The organism is Cohnella sp. LGH (genome assembly GCF_017671885.1).
Lineage (GTDB): Bacteria > Bacillota > Bacilli > Paenibacillales > Paenibacillaceae > Cohnella > Cohnella phaseoli.
Genome location: NZ_CP072117.1, coordinates 183,638 through 201,538 on the forward strand (window position 1 = coordinate 183,638; position 17,901 = coordinate 201,538).

10 protein-coding genes are annotated in these 17,901 nt (G+C 55.4%); all 10 read left to right on the forward strand.

Annotation, left to right across the window (positions count from 1 at the left end; translation table 11 throughout):
* Positions 1-10: 10 nt before the first annotated feature.
* Complete coding sequence (ftsH, locus tag J4772_RS00740) at positions 11-2,014, forward strand: ATP-dependent zinc metalloprotease FtsH (protein WP_116063211.1); 2,004 nt, start codon at positions 11-13, stop codon at positions 2,012-2,014.
* A gap of 215 nt (positions 2,015-2,229) precedes the next feature.
* A complete protein-coding gene (gene nadA / locus J4772_RS00745) occupies positions 2,230-3,168 on the forward strand; it encodes a quinolinate synthase NadA (protein WP_209073768.1) in 939 nt (312 codons plus the stop codon).
* Positions 3,169-3,220: 52 nt separating this feature from the next.
* Complete coding sequence (gene nadB / locus J4772_RS00750) at positions 3,221-4,837, forward strand: L-aspartate oxidase (protein ID WP_116063314.1); 1,617 nt, start codon at positions 3,221-3,223, stop codon at positions 4,835-4,837.
* Positions 4,830-5,729, forward strand: coding sequence for a carboxylating nicotinate-nucleotide diphosphorylase (gene nadC, locus J4772_RS00755; RefSeq protein WP_209073769.1), 900 nt, complete (start codon positions 4,830-4,832; stop codon positions 5,727-5,729). The genes nadB and nadC overlap by 8 nt, the downstream gene beginning before the upstream one ends.
* Entirely contained in the window at positions 5,726-6,490 is a 765-nt protein-coding gene (locus J4772_RS00760) for a type III pantothenate kinase (RefSeq protein WP_116063208.1), read from the forward strand. The genes nadC and J4772_RS00760 overlap by 4 nt, the downstream gene beginning before the upstream one ends.
* Positions 6,491-6,541: 51 nt before the next feature.
* A complete protein-coding gene (gene hslO, locus J4772_RS00765) occupies positions 6,542-7,429 on the forward strand; it encodes an Hsp33 family molecular chaperone HslO (RefSeq protein ID WP_116063207.1) in 888 nt (295 codons plus the stop codon).
* A 17-nt stretch (positions 7,430-7,446) separates the two neighbouring features.
* Positions 7,447-8,394, forward strand: a complete 948-nt coding sequence (locus tag J4772_RS00770; RefSeq protein WP_209073770.1) for a peptidylprolyl isomerase — start codon at positions 7,447-7,449, stop codon at positions 8,392-8,394.
* A 142-nt stretch (positions 8,395-8,536) separates the two neighbouring features.
* The gene (cysK, locus tag J4772_RS00775; RefSeq protein WP_116063205.1) at positions 8,537-9,478 is read left to right on the forward strand and encodes a cysteine synthase A; all 942 of its coding nucleotides are present in this window, start codon (positions 8,537-8,539) and stop codon (positions 9,476-9,478) included.
* Between the two features lie 237 nt (positions 9,479-9,715).
* Positions 9,716-14,053, forward strand: coding sequence for an S-layer homology domain-containing protein (locus tag J4772_RS00780; RefSeq protein ID WP_209073771.1), 4,338 nt, complete (start codon positions 9,716-9,718; stop codon positions 14,051-14,053).
* A 37-nt stretch (positions 14,054-14,090) separates the two neighbouring features.
* A complete protein-coding gene (locus J4772_RS00785) occupies positions 14,091-17,720 on the forward strand; it encodes a DUF4855 domain-containing protein (RefSeq protein ID WP_209073772.1) in 3,630 nt (1,209 codons plus the stop codon).
* Positions 17,721-17,901 lie beyond the last annotated feature (181 nt).

Sequence of the window (17,901 nt, forward strand, 5' to 3'; positions counted from 1 at the left end):
GAGGTCGGGGATGAATCGGTTCATCCGGAACACAGGCTTTTACTTACTTATTTTTTTGGTGACTGTCGGGATCGTTCAATTTTTTATCGGCAAGCAGGATACGACAAAGGAACTGAGCTACAACGAACTCGTCGCGGCAGCGCAGCAAGGCAACGTACAGTCGCTGACTTTGCAGGTTCAGAACGGAACCTACCTCGTCGCCGGCGAATTCAAACCGAAAGCCGGGCAGGACAAGGGCGAAGCCTTCACGGGTAGAGCTCCTCTGGCTGACTACGTACCGGAGCTGTTTACCAACCTCGGGATCGAGAAGAACTTTGAGGTCTTATCTAAGAAAATGCCGGGACAGAGCTTCTGGCTGACGTTCTTGACTTCCATCATTCCGTTTATCATCATGTTCGTTCTGTTCTTCTTCCTGATCAATCAGGCGCAGGGCGGCGGCGGCAAGGTGATGAACTTCGGCAAGAGCCGCGCCCGTCTTTATAATGAAGAGAAAAAGCGGGTTACGTTCGAGGACGTCGCCGGAGCGGATGAAGAGAAGCAGGAACTCGTCGAGGTTGTCGAATTCCTGAAGGACCCTCGCAAATTCGCGGCGGTCGGCGCGCGCATTCCGAAGGGCGTACTGCTCGTCGGACCTCCGGGTACGGGTAAAACGTTGTTGGCCCGCGCGGTAGCGGGTGAAGCGGGCGTGCCGTTCTTCACGATCTCCGGTTCGGACTTCGTGGAGATGTTCGTAGGCGTGGGCGCGTCCCGCGTAAGGGATTTGTTCGAGAACGCGAAGAAAAATTCGCCATGTATTATTTTCATCGACGAGATCGACGCCGTCGGTCGTCAGCGGGGCGCAGGCCTCGGCGGCGGACATGACGAGCGCGAGCAGACGTTGAACCAATTGCTCGTCGAGATGGACGGCTTTGGCGCCAACGAAGGCATCATCATCGTGGCCGCGACCAACCGCCCTGACATTCTGGACCCTGCCTTGCTCCGTCCAGGCCGTTTCGACCGTCAGATCACGGTTGATCGCCCGGATGTGAAAGGCCGCGAAGCGGTGCTGAAAGTACATGCCCGCAACAAGCCGCTCAGCAAAGACGTCAAGCTCGGCACGATCGCCAAGCGGACGACCGGATTTACCGGCGCCGATCTGGAGAACTTGCTGAACGAAGCGGCGTTGCTGGCCGCTCGTCGCAATAAGAAAGACATCGCCATGATTGAGGTCGATGAAGCCATCGATCGCGTCGTTGTCGGTACCGAGAAGAAGAGCCGCGTCATCAGCGACCGCGAGAAACGCATTGTCGCTTATCATGAAGCAGGTCATACGATCGCGGGCTTCTTCCTGGAGCATGCCGATACGGTGCACAAGGTTACGATTATTCCGCGGGGCAAAGCGGGCGGATACGTCATCATGCTGCCGAAGGAAGATCGGATGCTCGTCACCAAGCAAGAGCTGCTCGATAAAGTTACGGGCTTGCTCGCCGGACGCGCGGCCGAGGAAATCTTCATCGGCGAGATCGGTACTGGCGCTTACAGCGACTTCAAGCAAGCGACGAGTATCGTTCGCGCGATGATCATGGAATACGGAATGAGCGAGAAGCTTGGCACGATGCAGTTCGGTAACTCCCAAGGACAAGTGTTCCTGGGCCGCGACATCGGGCACGAGCAGAACTATTCCGACAAGATCGCTTATGAGATCGACCAGGAGATGCAGAACATTACGCGCGAATGCTACGAGCGAGCCAAGCAATTGCTCACCGAAAGAAGCGCCGAAATGCATCTGATCGCCAAGACTCTTCTGGAAGTGGAGACGCTTGATCTGGATCAGATCAAGTCTCTGATCGAGAAGGGCATAATCGTCGAGGACGGCGGTGAAGGCGGATCGGGATCTGCAGAGTCTCACGCGGAACCTACTGTCGACACGATGGGCAACGTCAAAGTGCGGATTCAAACCCGCGAGGACGGAGACCCTTACCCGTCGGGGCTGGATTTGCGCAAGGGAGACGGCGGCTCCGAGGAGCCGAAATAATCGCATAGGAAGACGGGATGCACCGCGTGCGGCAGCGCGAGGGAGCATCCCGTTTTTTTGTGAAAAAACCTTTACAGATGAATTGACAGTCCTATCCCGCAAGTGTAAATTAAGTGTTAATGAACGAAGAGCTTTTCGTCCACAATAAAGACAGCATTCCCGCCATGTTTGTGCATGGATTCACAAACATCAGGAGCTAAGGGAGGAGATTTCGCATGGAGGCCTTGGCCTTGGAGCGTAAAGCCGAGCAGAACCGCGAACTGCGCGAACGGCTGATGCAGCTTAAGAAGGAACGCAATGCCATTATACTCGCACATTATTATCAGCGAGATGAAATACAAGAGGTCGCGGACTTCAGAGGGGACTCATTCCTTCTCGCACAGAAAGCCGCGTCTACGGATGCCGATGTGATTGTATTTTGCGGGGTTCATTTCATGGGCGAGAGCGCCAAAATTCTTGCTCCTCACAAGACTGTGCTCGTACCCGACGAGCGCGCGGGCTGTCCGATGGCCGATATGGTCAATCCGATCGGCTTGAGAGAGCTTAAAGCAAAGCACCCGAACGCGAAGGTCGTCACATACATCAACTCCTCTGCCGATGTTAAGGCTGAGACCGATATTTGCTGCACCTCGGCCAATGCGGTCAAAGTCGTCAACTCGGTTGATGCGGACGAAGTTATTTGGTGCCCGGACAAAAACCTGGGTCATTATGTCTCCCAGCACACCGACAAGAAGATGATCATCTGGGAAGGCTACTGCAATACTCACGACATGCTGACGATTAAGGATGTCGAAGAGATGCGCGCGAAGTATCCGAACGCGCAGTTCGTCGTACACCCGGAATGCCGTCCGGAAGTGGTCGAGATGGCCGACTTCGTAGGCAGTACGACCGGCATTCTGAAGTATTGCCGCGAATCGAGCCATGAAGAATTTATCGTCGGAACGGAAGACGGTACGGGATATCAGTTGCGGCTCGACAGCCCGGACAAGAAGTTCCATTTCGCCTCCAAATTCCTGGTTTGTCCGAACATGAAGGTTAACAACCTAAAGAAGGTTGTTAAAGCTTTGGAGACGATGAAGCCGGAAATTTACGTACCGCAGGACGTTGCGGATAAAGCGCGTTTATCGCTGGAGCGCATGCTGCTGGTCAAGTAATTGACCGGCCGCTTGCGCTACTCTATTGTCGAAGTGGGAGACAAAAAATATGATGATTCCACGATACGTTGTCGATTTTGATCTAGACAAGCTTCCTCGCATAGAGACGGACGTCATCGTGATCGGGGCCGGCATCGCCGGCCTTTTTACGGCGCTTAAATCCAGCGAGACGCAGCGAGTTCTCATGATTACGAAGAAATCCTTGTTCGACAGCAATACCCGTTATGCTCAAGGCGGTATCGCCGCAGTCATGTCGGACGATGATTCTCCCGAATTTCTGGCTCAGGACACATTGATTGCCGGAGCCGGCTTATGCGAGACTGCTGCCGTGGACGTCCTAGTGCACGAAGGTCCGCATGGGGTGCAGGAGCTAATTCGCTATGGAACGATGTTCGACGAAGAGAACGGGCACTACGCCCTGACGAAGGAAGGCGCGCACAGCCAGCGGCGCATTCTGCATGCGAATGGGGATGCGACCGGCTATGAGATCGTAAGGGCGTTGGCGGAGAGAGTGAAGAGCAGCCCCGGCATCGAGCTGTGGGACGATCATTTCGTACTGGACCTGCTGACGGAAAACGGCGAATGCCGAGGCGCCCTCGTGCAGAAGCCCGACGGTTCGCGCGTCGCGGTGTTCGGCAAGGCGACGATTCTGTGCACGGGCGGGACGGGTCAGCTGTATCGATACACGACCAATCCCGATGTCGCGACCGGGGATGGCGTAGCTATGGCTTACCGGGCGGGGGCAGATATTCGCGATATGGAATTTAATCAGTTTCATCCGACGTCGCTCTGCTATCCGGGCGCTCCGAGATTCCTGATATCGGAAGCCGTTAGAGGCGAAGGCGCTTATTTGCGCAACATTCGCGGAGAGCGGTTTATGGAAAATTATCATCCGCAGCTTGAGCTGGCTCCGAGAGATGTCGTGGCGAGAGCGATCGTCAGCGAGATGGAAGCGACCAAGTCAACCTATGTTTATATCGATATTACACATGAATCTCCGGAGCTCATTCGTCATCGATTTCCGACGATTCACGAATACTGCCTGAAGTTCGGGCTTGATATGACGACCGACTGGATTCCAGTCGCTCCTGCGGCGCATTATATGATGGGAGGCGTCAAGACGGATCTGTACGGGGAGACGAGCATTCGCCGCCTCTACGCTTGCGGAGAAGCCTCGTCGACGGGCGTGCACGGCGCTAACCGCCTGGCCAGCAACTCGCTGTCGGAGGCGATTGTGTTCGGTCAGCGAATCGTGGACGCGATCAATAAGCTGCCGCAACAATCGGCCGCCGCGGACAACGGTCCGGACTCGGATCGACATGCGGTGCTGAACGGAACGCTGATCGAGAGAAGGCTGAAGCTGCAGAAGACGATGGTTCGCGATGTGGGTTTGCGCCGAAACCGCGCCGGCCTGTTGAGAGGACTCGAGGATTTAAGAAAACAGCTGCCGCTGTTTCAGATGAATCTAACGAAGCGAGAAGAGCTGGAGTATGCGAACTTGCTGACCTGCGCGCTGCTTGTCGCCGAAGGAGCCTTGCATCGTGAGGAGAGCCGAGGCGGACACTATCGCGAGGATTATCCGCAGAAGGATGATCAGAGCTGGCGCGTACATACGATATTGCATCGGGAAAAAGGGATTCGTACAGAAAGGGTCGACGAATATGTTTGAACGGGAAAGCGATTGGGCGGTCGGCGGTCCGGCCGTTGAAGCGGTGAAGGAGCAGCTTCGCGCCTGGCTGTCCGAGGATATCGGTTCGGGCGATGTGACCACGATGGCGACGGTGCCGGCGGGTCATCAATCGAAGGGCATCATTCATGCCAAACAGGCCGGTGTGCTGGCAGGCATTCCTCTGGCGCGTCTCGTCTTCGAGACGGTCGATCCGACCTTGAAGTTTGAAGCGCTGGCGACGGATGGAGCCCAGGTGGAACGAGGAACGGTGCTTGCAGTCGTCGAGGGTTCGTCGCACAGTATTCTGACGGGGGAGAGACTGGCCCTCAACCTGCTGCAGCGGTTGTCCGGCATTGCCACAAAGACGAGCGAGTATGTCGCCGGAGCGCAGGGGACTTCCGTCCGGGTTGCCGATACGCGTAAAACGACTCCGGGTCACCGTACGTTGGAGAAGTATGCGGTTCGGGTCGGCGGCGGTTCAAACCATCGGTTCGGTTTGTACGATGCCGTTATGATCAAGGACAATCATATCAAAGCGGCTGGCGGGATTACGGCAGCCATTCAGAGAGCTAAAGCTCGCATACCCCACACGATGATGATCGAGGCGGAGGCGGAGTCGCTTGAACAGGCCGAAGAGGCGGCGCGGGCGGGCGCCCACATTGTCATGCTCGACAACATGGGCACGTCGGCTATGACGGAGACGGTCAAATTAATCAGAGAGATTGCTCCTCATGTTGTGCTCGAGGCATCGGGAGGCATTACCCCCGAGCGAGTGGCTGAGATTGCCCGCTGCGGAGTCGATGTCATCTCCGTCGGCAGCCTGACGCATTCTTTTCAAGCGCTCGATATCAGCCTTGATCTGAATGAGAAGAAGACGGGAGGCGCGCTATGATTCTCGTCGTCGATGTCGGCAACACGAACATCGTGCTGGGACTGTACGAAGGACAAAGCTTGAGGCACCACTGGCGCCTGAGCACGAATCGCTCCGCTACGGTGGACGAATACGGCGTGATGATTCACAATTTGTTCCAGCTTGCGGGAGTGCGGGCAGAACAGATTGAGGGTGTCATCCTCTCCTGCGTCGTTCCTCCGATTATGAATACATTAGAGAGATTGTTTGAAGCTTACGTAGGCAAGCAAGCGCTTGTTGTCGGGCCGGGCATCAAGACGGGGCTTAATATCCGGTACGAAAACCCTCGTGAGGTCGGGGCGGACCGGATTGTGAATGCGGTCGCGGGTATCGAGCAATATGGTACGCCGCTTGTCGTCGTGGATTTCGGGACGGCAACGACGTTCGATTATATCGATGCGTCCGGCGCCTATCTCGGAGGCGCAATCGTGCCGGGGATCGGTATTTCCGCCGAAGCGCTGTATCAACGGGCGGCGAAGCTGCCGCGGATCGAGCTGTCCAAGCCCAAGACGGTCATCGGACGCAACACGGTTGCAGCGATGCAGTCCGGGATTATATACGGCTATGCCGGGCAAGTCGACGGCATCGTCAAGCGTATTCGCCAAGAGTTCGGCGTACAACCTAGAGTAATCGCGACTGGAGGAATGGCCGATCTGATCGCCGGTGAATCGGAGACGATCGAGACGGTTGATCCGCTGCTGACTCTGGAAGGTTTGCGAATTGTATACGAGCGCAATAGGTAACAATAGATTGTCGGACGGAACGACTCTTTTCCGCCGAGGGAGGTTGAGAATATGACTTTGAAGGATGAGATTATTCGCGGTACGGCATGGGACGGCGGTTTGCGGGTATTCGCCGCGCGCACGACGGCGCTCGTATCGGAGCTGCAGCGCAGACAGGATACGTTTCCAACGGCGACTGCGGCTCTAGGGAGAACGGCGACGGCTGCGGCCATGATGGGGTTTATGCTAAAAGGGCAGGAGAAGCTGACCGTTCAGGTGAAGGGCGACGGACCGATCGGGCAAATCGTCGTGGACGCCAATGCCGACGGCCAAGTAAGAGGTTACGTCGACCATCCGCACGTCCATGTGCCGAGCAACAGCCAGGGAAAGCTGGACGTCGCCGGCGTTGTCGGACGAACGGGGCAATTGCACGTCACGAAGGACTTGGGTCTTAAAGATCCTTACAGAGGCAGCGTACCGATCATTTCCGGCGAGATAGCCGAAGATTTTACGCTGTATTTCGCCGAGTCGGAGCAGACGCCTTCGGCGGTAGGACTTGGCGTGCTAGTGGAGACGGACAATTCGGTTCTTCACGCAGGCGGATTTATCGTTCAAGTAATGCCCGGCCTTCCGGAGGAACGACTCGTTCGTCTGGAGCAAGCGATTTCGGCGATGCCGCATGTGACGGCGCTGTTGGATCAAGGGGAGACTCCGGAAGGGGTGCTTCGTTTTCTGGTGGGAGACGATCTGACGATTCACCAGACCCTTGAGCCGGTATTCCAGTGTTATTGCTCGCGGGAGCGATTCGAGAGGGCGCTGATTACGATCGGCAAGCGGGAACTGAGAAGTCTGATCGACGAAGATGGCCAGGCGGAGACGCACTGCCATTTCTGCAATGAGAAATACTTGTTCGACGGCGAAGAGCTGGAAGCTCTGTATCGCCTTGCAGACCGGGATTAAAGAAGGGATGATCTCCAATGAGGGAGACGATACGGCGCATGCCGCCGCTCGTACTGATGGCCCTCTTAGCGACGCTAATGCTCGCATCAGGCTGCACTAGGGACGGCGCTATACTTGCTCCGGACGAACATGAACCGTCGGAGTCGGCAGCCGGGGAAGACGATGTTGTGGCCACGGTAGGGGGGTTCTCCATTTCTCGCCAACAGCTGATGGACAAACTGTTGGCTTCTTACGGTTCCCAGACGCTGAGAAGCATGATGCTCGCGGAAGCTGTAAAGGAAGAAGCGAAGTCTCTGCACATCGAAGTGACGGATGAGGAAATGGAAAAAGAGCTAAGGTGGATGAGCCAAGGCTACGAGGACGAAGCCGATTTCTACCGCTCTATGGAAGAGCAACTGGGGATGAACAGGCAGGAGGTCCGGGAAGACGCGCACTACCGACTTTTGCTGGAGAAGCTGTCGATCTACAACGTCCAGGTGTCCTCTGAAGAAATCGATCATTACTTAAACGAGCATTGGGCGGAATTTCAACCGGTCAGACAATATCGCATATTTAAAATCGTGGTGCAGACGGATGAATTGGCAAGAGGGCTTCTGGACAAGCTGGGTCAGGGAGACGATTTTGCAGAGCTGGCGCGAACGCATTCCATCGATGAGTTCACTGCCGATCAGGGCGGAGATGCGGGCTGGATCGAGTCGCATGATCCATTCGAGGCTCCTGAGGTGCTGGATGAGGCCTCCGCGATGCAAACCGGGGACATCGCCGGTCCGGTTGTAACCGATCAAGGCTTCGTTATTGTTCGGCTGGACGGCGTCAGCGAAGTTCAGACCCGTTCCGAGGAAGACATCCGCCAAGAAGTGAGGAAACAGATCGCATTGGGCAAAGCCGTTCCGGCAGATGATATGGAGCGCGCGATGCTCGAAAAATACGGCGCAATCATACAGGATCAAGCGCTAAGGCCCTAACGAATTTTCCGGTCGGGGTTAACCAGCTATTGACAATCCTCTTGGTCGTCTGCTAAGATGAGAACAGAATGAAAGCCGACCGATTTAGTCGGAATAGAAAATAAGGCACATCGCCACTATTCTGTAGGAGGGAACAACTCTAATGGCCAAGATTGTTCAGAACGTGACTCAGCTTATCGGCGATACGCCGCTTGTACGCTTGAACCGCATCGTACCGGAAGGAAGCGCGGAAATCTACGTGAAGCTTGAGTATCAGAACCCGGGCTCCAGCGTTAAGGACCGTATTGCGATCAGCATGGTCGAGGAAGCGGAGAAGCAAGGCCTGATCAAGCCGGGCGTCAGCACGATCGTCGAGCCGACGAGCGGCAACACCGGAATCGGCTTGGCAATGGTCGCCGCAGCGAAAGGCTATCGCGCCATTCTCGTTATGCCTGAGACGATGAGCTTGGAGCGCCGCAACCTGCTTCGCGCTTATGGAGCTGAGCTTGTGCTGACTCCGGGATCGGAAGGCATGAACGGAGCGGTCAAGAAAGCGGAAGAGATCGTGAAGGAAAATGCGGATTACTTCATTCCTCAGCAGTTCAAGAATCAGGCTAACGTGAAAATCCACCGCGAGACGACAGGTCCGGAGATCGTCGAAGCGATCAATTCTTACGACGGCAAGATCGATGCTTTCGTAGCCGGGATCGGTACGGGCGGTACGATTTCGGGCGCAGGCGAAGTTCTGAAGGAGAACTTCCCGAATATTAAAATCTACGCAGTAGAGCCTGCCGGCTCCCCGCTGTTGTCCGGCGGCGGCCCAGGCCCGCATAAGATTCAAGGAATCGGAGCGAACTTTATTCCCGAGATTCTGAATCGCGAAGTGTACGACGAGGTTATTACGGTTGAAAACGACGAAGCGTTCGAGACGGCTCGTACGGTCGCCAAGAAGGAAGGTCTGCTGGTCGGTATCTCCTCCGGCGCATCGATCTTCGCGGCTCTCAAGATCGCGAAGGAGCTTGGCGAAGGCAAGCGCGTTGTCGCGGTTGTTCCGTCCAACGGCGAACGCTACCTGAGCACGCCTCTGTTCAACTTCGAGAACTAATTGCCATACGCGACAAATAGACGACTCTTTATCCAATCTTGGGATAAAGAGTCTTTTTTGTGCGTTGGGTCACGTCGAAGTGGCCGGAAGTCCATATTTGTATATGGAATGTAAACACAAGTATATCGATGCGTGAATGCTCCCTACTTATAATGAAATTGCCACTGCTAAATGGGCATTGGGAGGTAATGCAGTAAGCTTGTTAACTCAGTTTGAATACAACGAGGAGGTATCTTAGTGCGTTTACGGAATCGGTTTATTTTTTTAACATTAATTGTTACCGCTTTCATTGTTGCTGGCATTCCTTCAGAGAAGACCAGTGCGGCAGCAGGGAATTTGGCTCTAGGGAAGACCGCTTATTCGTCATCGAACGAAGTGGATTTTTTCGGGCCTGAGAAAGCGGTGGATAGCGGCACCAAAGATGCAAGCCGATGGTCATCGCTCAGAACGGACGACCAATGGTTTTACGTCGATCTGGGCGGGCCTGAAGAAATCGGAAGAGTGGTCATCAACTGGCAGACTCCTGCGGACAAGTATCAAATTTTCGTGTCTGACGATGCGTCATCCTGGCGCAACGTATTTGCGGACAATCGCGTGCTCGTCGCTCCCGAGGGTAGAGATACGATCATCGATACGATCGATTTCGAGCCTACCGTTGCGCGATACGTAAAGTTCCAAGGAGTGACGCGGCGTCCCATCGATGGAATTATTTATGGATACTCCTTCTGGGAGTTTGAGGTATACAAGGGCAGACCGCTGCTGCCGCCTATGATGGAGGCTGTCAAAAACAGCATCGTCGTCTCCGAAGGAGATACCCAACTGAGCCTGCCCGCTGTGCCGGCCGATTTTACGCTGGAGCTGGTGAATACAGACAGTCTGCCGGTGATCGATGCGCAGGGCAATATTCATGCATCGCTTGTCGATACGCAGGTTCAACTGCTGCTGCAAATCCAGAGCGTCAGCGATCCAACGTATCTGTTAACGGATAATGTGCTAGTCACCGTGCCCGGTCTCTTCCAGCAGACGAGCGATCGAAATCCCGAGCCGCGCGTCATACCGTCTCTGCGCGAATGGCTGGGCGCAACCGGCGAGTATCGCTTGACGGACAGTTCAAGAATCGTCATCCGCGCGGAGGATGAAGCGGCTCTGCGGCGGACAGCCGACATTTTGCAGCAGGACCTGTTGGAGTTAACGAAGCTATCGCTTCCGGTGACTGTCGGCGCGCCTCAGGCGGGAGACCTCTATTTGGCGCTGGATGCCGCGCAAGCGGGCTTAGGGAAGGAAGGGTATGCGCTGAATATCGGCGAATATGCTTCTATTGCCTCCTCCGCTCAAACGGGGGTCATGTTCGGCACAAGGACAGTATTGCAGCTGCTTGATCATGCACCCGATCATAAGGCGATGCCTCAAGGGCAGACGCGCGATTATCCGAAGTACCCTGATCGGGGCTTTATGCTGGATGTGGCCCGTAAGTTTTACACGATCGAGTTTTTGCAGGACTATGTGAAGCTGATGTCCTATTACAAGATGAACCGGTTCCAAATTCACTTGAACGACGATATCGGCGATGTCGGGAAATTTCGTCTGGAGAGCGAGAATTTCCCGGGAATTACGAGCGCGGACGGATTCTATACGAAACAGCAGTTCAGGGATCTGCAGCTGCTCGGGATGGAGTACGGCGTAAACGTCGTACCGGAAATCGATACGCCGGGCCACTCCGGGGCGTTCATCGCCTACGATCCGCGGTTGGGCAGCAGCAACCAATTAGATGTTACGCGGCCTGAGACGATCGACTTTATTAAGGCGCTCTTTGACGAGTATTTGGACGGTCCCAATCCGACCTTCGTCGGCTCGGACGTACACGTCGGTACGGATGAATATTTCGGCAGCAATAAGGAGGCTTTCCGCAGTTACACGGACATGCTCCTTAATCATATTAGCGGTAAAGGCAAGCGAGCCCGTCTGTGGGGCAGCCTGTCCGCCTACGACGGTACGACGCCGGTCAGCAGCAATGCCACGATGGACATCTGGTACGAGCCATACGGCAGCGCCAAGCAGGCAGTTGAGCTCGGCTACGACATTATCAACACTAACACGAACTTGCTCTACATCGTTCCGCAGCTGTACCGCAACTATCTGAATTACGATTTTCTCTACAACGAATGGGAGCCTAACGATTGGCTGGAAACCAAGCTTCCTTATGCGCATCCACAGGTAAAAGGCGGCATGTTCGCGCTCTGGAACGATGTATCCGTGGAAAAAGGAGTTTCCATGGCGGACTCGCATCAACGAATTCTGCCTTCTATGCAAGCTTTGGCGGAGAAGCTGTGGAGAGGAAACCGCATTGACCGGAACTTCGCGAGCTTCCAGGCGGACGCCGCGCGTTACGTGGACCCGCCCAATGTACATCTATCTCATAAGCTGCAGGTCGAAAACGCGAGCCATAACGTGTTAAACTACACGTTCGACGAAGGGTTTGCGGATCATTCCGGCAACGGCTATGACGGTAACGCGGTAAATGCCGACTTGGCCAAAGGGATTTTCGGGCAGGCGTTAAAGCTGAACGGCGGCGCCAGCTACGTGGAAACCCCGCTTCGCACGCTAGGATTCGGATGGACGATGTCCATGTGGCTCAAGCCGGACGCCGACAGCCCGCAGGGGGCTGTGCTGCTGGAATCGCCGGACGGACAGTTGAAGTACAACATTGGCGGCAGCGGCAAAATCGCTATCACGAAGGAAAATTATGTAAGCGAATTCAGTTACAAGCTGCCGACCGATCGCTGGACGCAAGTCATTGTGACCGGCGACGATACGGGGACCTCGATCTTTATTAACGGCAGCGAGTATACGGCAACGTTAAAAGACGGCTCCAAGCTGGAAACGTTCGTTCTGCCTGTCGCGAAGATCGGCAGCGCAACGAATGCCTTCAAAGGCCTGATTGACGAGCTTGTCGTGCGGAACACCTATACGGACCTGCATGGAAATCTGGCGCTGCACATGCAGGCTGAATCCTCGCAGCCGGAATCCTCGTCCTACACGGCGGACAAGGCGGTGGACGGCAAGGGAGATACCAGATGGTCCAGCGATTGGGTGGACGATACGTGGTTTATGGTGGATCTCGGCGAAGTGAAGACCATAGATGCCGTGTCCATTCTGTGGCAGACGGCTTACGGCTCGAAATACCGCCTCTACGTATCCGAGGACAAGGTGAACTGGACGAATGTCGTGAAGGACAACAATGGCGAGATTAACGGCAAGCAGGGCCGGGTCGTCACAACTTTCGCCAGTACGCCGGCCAGATACGTGAAGTTCGTAGGCGTGTCGAGAGCGACCATATTCGGCTATTCCTTTGAGGAATTCGAAGTGTACGGCGAGCAATACAAGCTCGGCAACATCGGACCGATTATCGGCCTGCTGACGGCAATTGAAGCCGATCGGCTTGTGGAAGCCAATTATTCTCCTGAGGGCTGGTTGCAGCTTCAGCAAGCGATGGGCCAAGCGGTGGCGGCTATTCAGAGCGCGCAGCTGTCTCGTCCTGAAGTCGAACAGGCGTATGCCGGGTTGAGCGTTGCGCGCGATCGTCTGACGATCGAAGACGTGATGGGCTTGATCCAGCTTAACGTGAACGGAAGCATAGCCTCCAACCTCTATCTTCCGCAAAAAGGACAGCAGGGTACGCGCATTGTCTGGAGCAGCTCGAAGCCCGACTACTTAAATGCCAACGGCCAACTGCTGAAGCGTCCGTCCGGCGGTTCAAGCGACGTGGAGGTCGTGCTGACCGCGACGATCAGCAAGGGAAGCGCTTCTGCGGACAAAACGTTTAAGGTCATGATCAAAGCGCTGCCGAGCTCCGGCGGCGGGGGATGGTATCCGAGTCCGGTCAATCCGGGTTCCGGAGGCGAACAAAACGGTGGTTCGAATTCGGGCGGCGGAGATCAGGGCAATAGCAATGGTAGTGAAAACGGCAACGGCAACGGAAATGGCGGCGGCAATGGTACGGAGTCTGGCGGGTCAATCGCGGTGCGGCTAAACGATATTTCCAGCCATTGGGCCGAAACGTCGATCAAGCGGGCCGTCGAGCTTGGATTCGTGGCCGGCTATACCGACGGATCGTTCAAACCGAATCAGAAGGTGAGCAGGGACGAATTCGTCGCCATGCTGGTCAAAGCGCTGAAGCTGCAAGGAGCGGAAGGTTCGCTGGACTTCGCGGACTCCGGCTCGATTCAGAACTGGGCAAAACCGTATATCGCGCAAGCCTTGGAATCCGGCCTGATTAGCGGCTACGCGGACCGGACTTTCCGTCCGAAAGCCTCGATCAGCCGCGCGGAGCTGGCTACGATGATCGTTCGCGGCTTGGGCTTGAAGCCTGCGGAAGGTCCGGAGCTCTCTTACGCAGACGCGGATCAAATTCCGGCTTGGGCGAAGCCGTACGTGGCAGCGGCCCAGGAGGCGGGAGTAATGAACGGACGCGGAGACAACCGGTTTGCGCCGGCCGTTTCGGCAACGCGAGCGGAGGCTGCCGTTGTCATTCTGAACATGCTTGATGCGCTTGCAAAGATGAAGGCACAGGAATAGAAAATTTATTTTACCTGGAAAGAGAGTTGAGCTTGCGATGAGAACAAGAAGAGGTTTGACAGCTTTGCTGCTAGTCCCGGTTATGCTGTTATCGTTGCTATCCTCCGCGTTCGCGGAGGAGTCAGGCGGAGGAAGTGCCGGTTTCTATAATCTTGCTCAAGGGAAAACATACACCTGGTCGGAACAGCCGGAGGAAGCTTTCCCGGATGACGGGACGAAGCTGACGGACGGCAATGCCGCCGATCCGTCGCGCGACAGCGGCAATTGGGTGGGCCATCGCAGCAAGCAATCTCGTTCGGTAGTATTTGATCTAGGCGAGCAAAAGACGATTCAGGAGGTGAGCGCGCGTTTCTTGCATGATTGGCCGAACAACGAAACGCTCGTACCGCTCACCGTTTCCTTCTACGTGTCGGATGATCAGGTCAACTGGGGCGTATTGTCTCATAATGCGACTAAATTGTTATGGGGCGACCAAACCAATACGGAGACCTATACATGGGACGGCAGCGCGGAGACTGGTGTTGTCAAACGCGGCGATTATGCCGAAGGGCTCGTGTATGCACGGTTTGTTAAGGTTGTCTTCTCCATGCATTCCAAGGCATGGAGCATGATCGACGAGGTGACGATTAATGGCGCTGACGGCCTTCTCGCAGGAGCCCAGCCGGTGCAGCCTACCCCTTACGCCCTCCTGCAACCAGGCGAAGCTACCGGCGGAATCCAAAACCTGGGCTTGCTATATAACGGGCACTATGCGGATGGCACAGGAACTTGGACGAAGGAACGGGTTATTCCAAATATTAGCTATGTAAACAAACAGGGGGAGCCGACCGATTGGCTGTTCGACGGCGTGCTATATTTGGGCCTGACGTCGGATAACGGCAGAGGCTTCGGAGCGACGGACGCGGCCGGCAAAGCCAGGAAAGCGGAATGGGACTGGTACCTGAACAAGACGTTTAATACCGGCGGAGATATGAGCGCTTTGAACGAAGCGACGGCTGAAGCGGGCGCGAAGCTCGGCCAGCCGGATCATAAGACCAAAGTTATTCTGATGATTCCCGAACCGGGTGAGTATCAGTCTGATTTCGGCAGCCTTAACGGAGAAAATCTGGACTTCAATGTCGGTACTGTCGGCAGCGCCGTATCGCTGAACAATCGGGCCAAAGCGATTCAGTGGTGGGTCGATGAAGTGCAAGCCAGATGGGCGGCGGCCAACTACTCCAACCTGGAGCTCGTCGGCATGTATTGGCTGGAGGAACAGATCAGCACGCATGCGACCGGCCCGGAGATGGTCAAGAGGGCGAGCGACATCGTGCATAATGCTGGCTTGAAGATGTTCTGGATTCCTCATTTCTTGGCCTATAAGGCATTCATGTGGAAGGATGTCGGTATTGATGCGGTAAGCTTGCAACCGAACTATTTCTTCGAGAAGCTGGACCCTTCGCGTCTGGAAGATACCGCAGATATGGCGAAACGATACGGCATGTCGCTGGAACTGGAGTTCGACGACCGGATGATCAACGATGCGGTCTTTCGTGAGCGGTTTATCGAGTATTTGAACAGCGGTGTGGATACGGGGCTGATGCAGCAAGGCTATAAAGCTTTCTATCAAGGCAACAACGCCGTTTACAATGCGGCGGTGAGCGCGGACCCGGCCACACGCGTGCTCTACGATTGGCTGTACCAATTCGCGAAAGGTACTTATCAGAAGCAGGACGCCGTTCCGCCTGATGTGGTGGCGCTGATGAACGGGCAGCCGATGTCGGAGCATGCGATCGTGCCAGACACGACGAAAGCCGCCTTCACCTGGACCATTCCGGGAGATGACGGCAGCGGGATCGTCAAAGTCACGGCCAAATATGACGGCAAGCCTTATGTGCAAGGAACCGAAGTGGATCTGACGGGGAAGCCGGGCAAGCATGTGCTGGAGCTGACGGTAGCAGCTGCCAAGTCCAAGACGGTTAAGTTCGTAGTAGAGGCGCGTTTGGGCGCTGACGGCCTGTTGGCCCTTGTTGACAAGTACGCGGAAAACAATCAGTTGAGCAATGCCGACACCAATCGCGCTATGCGCAACGCCTTGATCATGATGAAGCGCACGCAAGCGAGCGATCCTGAGCAAGCCAAGCGTTATTTGAAGGCTTTCAATGCAAAGCTGGAAGAAGCGAAAGATCGTGGTTACGTAGCGGAGAGCGCCTATACGGAACTGAAGGAAGGCGTATATTACGAGATTGGAAGCATCGCGCAGGACAAACAAGCAGAGGCGTCCTCTACGGAAGCGGCAGGTCTGGAGCCTTCTAAGGCGCTGGACAGTGCACCGGCCACCCGTTGGGCGAGCGAAGTACGCGAGACGGCTTGGTTCCAGGTCGATCTGGAGAGCCAGCAAACCTTCGATACGATCCGCATAGATTGGGAGCTCGCCCGCGCGGATCAGTACCGTTTGACCGTATCGGACGATAAACAGAACTGGCATCCTTTGAACGTCGGCAACAATGGCGTAGTTAAAGCGACGGACGGAAAGAACACATTGATATTTCCGGCGACTACAGCAAGATATATCAAGTTTGAAGGGATTAATCGGGCTACCGGGTATGGCTACTCCTTCTACGAATTCGGCGTATATGATCTTGCCTTGCAGCAAGTGCTGAAGACGTTGGACGGTATCCAAGCCGCCGTGGATGTTCCCACGAAAAACGTCACGATCGACGGCTTGGTCATGAACGGCAAGAAGGAGCAAGTGTATGTAAAAGTGCTCGATCCGAGCGGCGGTATTCAATATACCGGCCAGACGACCACTGAGGATGGCGGCAGCTTCCGGATCGCCTTTACACTGACCGGAGAAGCGCAAGGAGTTTATACGGTTGAGCTGGAAACCGACGACATGACGACTCCCGAGCCGGCCACCTTCGAATATCGCAAGCCGCCTACCAATGGCGGAGGCAACGGCGGTAACGGTGGAGGCGGTGGCGGAAATGGCGGGGGCAACGGAGGAAGCAGTGGCGGCAACAATAACGGCAGTAGTGGAGGCAACAACGGTAACGGAAATGGCAACAACAATGGCGGTAATAGTAACGGCAACAACGGCAATGGCGGAGGCGGCGTGAAGCCGATTGTGTTCACCGACCTCGGCAAGCATGAATGGGCGCGCGAGGCGATCGAGAAGCTGGCTGAGAAAGGCGTCGTTAAAGGCACCTCGATTGAAAAGGGCACCTTCAGCCCAGCAAGCCCGGTAACGCGGGCGGATTTCATTCTAATGCTAGTCAATATGCTTAATCTGCGCGCCGAGTTTGCCTCGACGTTCGCAGATGTGCAGCCGAAGGACTATTACTACGATGCGGTCTCCATCGCCAAACAGCTGGGTATCGTTTCGGGAGTGAACGGCGTCAATTTTGCTCCTCGCGATCCGATCAGCCGTCAGGACGTCATGGTAATGCTGACTAGAGCGCTGCAAGCGGCGGGGGTCATCAAACCGACAACATCGAGTTCGGCGCTTGAAGGCTACCGCGATGCGAGCCAGATCGCTCCATATGCTGCGGACAGCGCGGCAACGATGCTCGAGTATGGACTGGTCACGGGCTCCAACGGCTACATGAAGCCGAAGAGCATGACCAGCAGAGCGGAAGCGGCGACGTTCCTGTACCGCGCTCTTCAGTTAGTCGAGGGAAAGAAGTGAATATAGACAGGGGAATGTGTGTTTGGTATTATTTATAGTAATAAAGCTATTAATGCGATGAGTGAAGCACACTCCGTTTAGCGCGGCAACGCGCTTGGGGGTGTGCTTTTTCGCGTTAGCGGGGATTGCGAAGGAATTAGCGGGCTTGGGCGATCGATGATAAGATGTCCGGTAGGGAGCG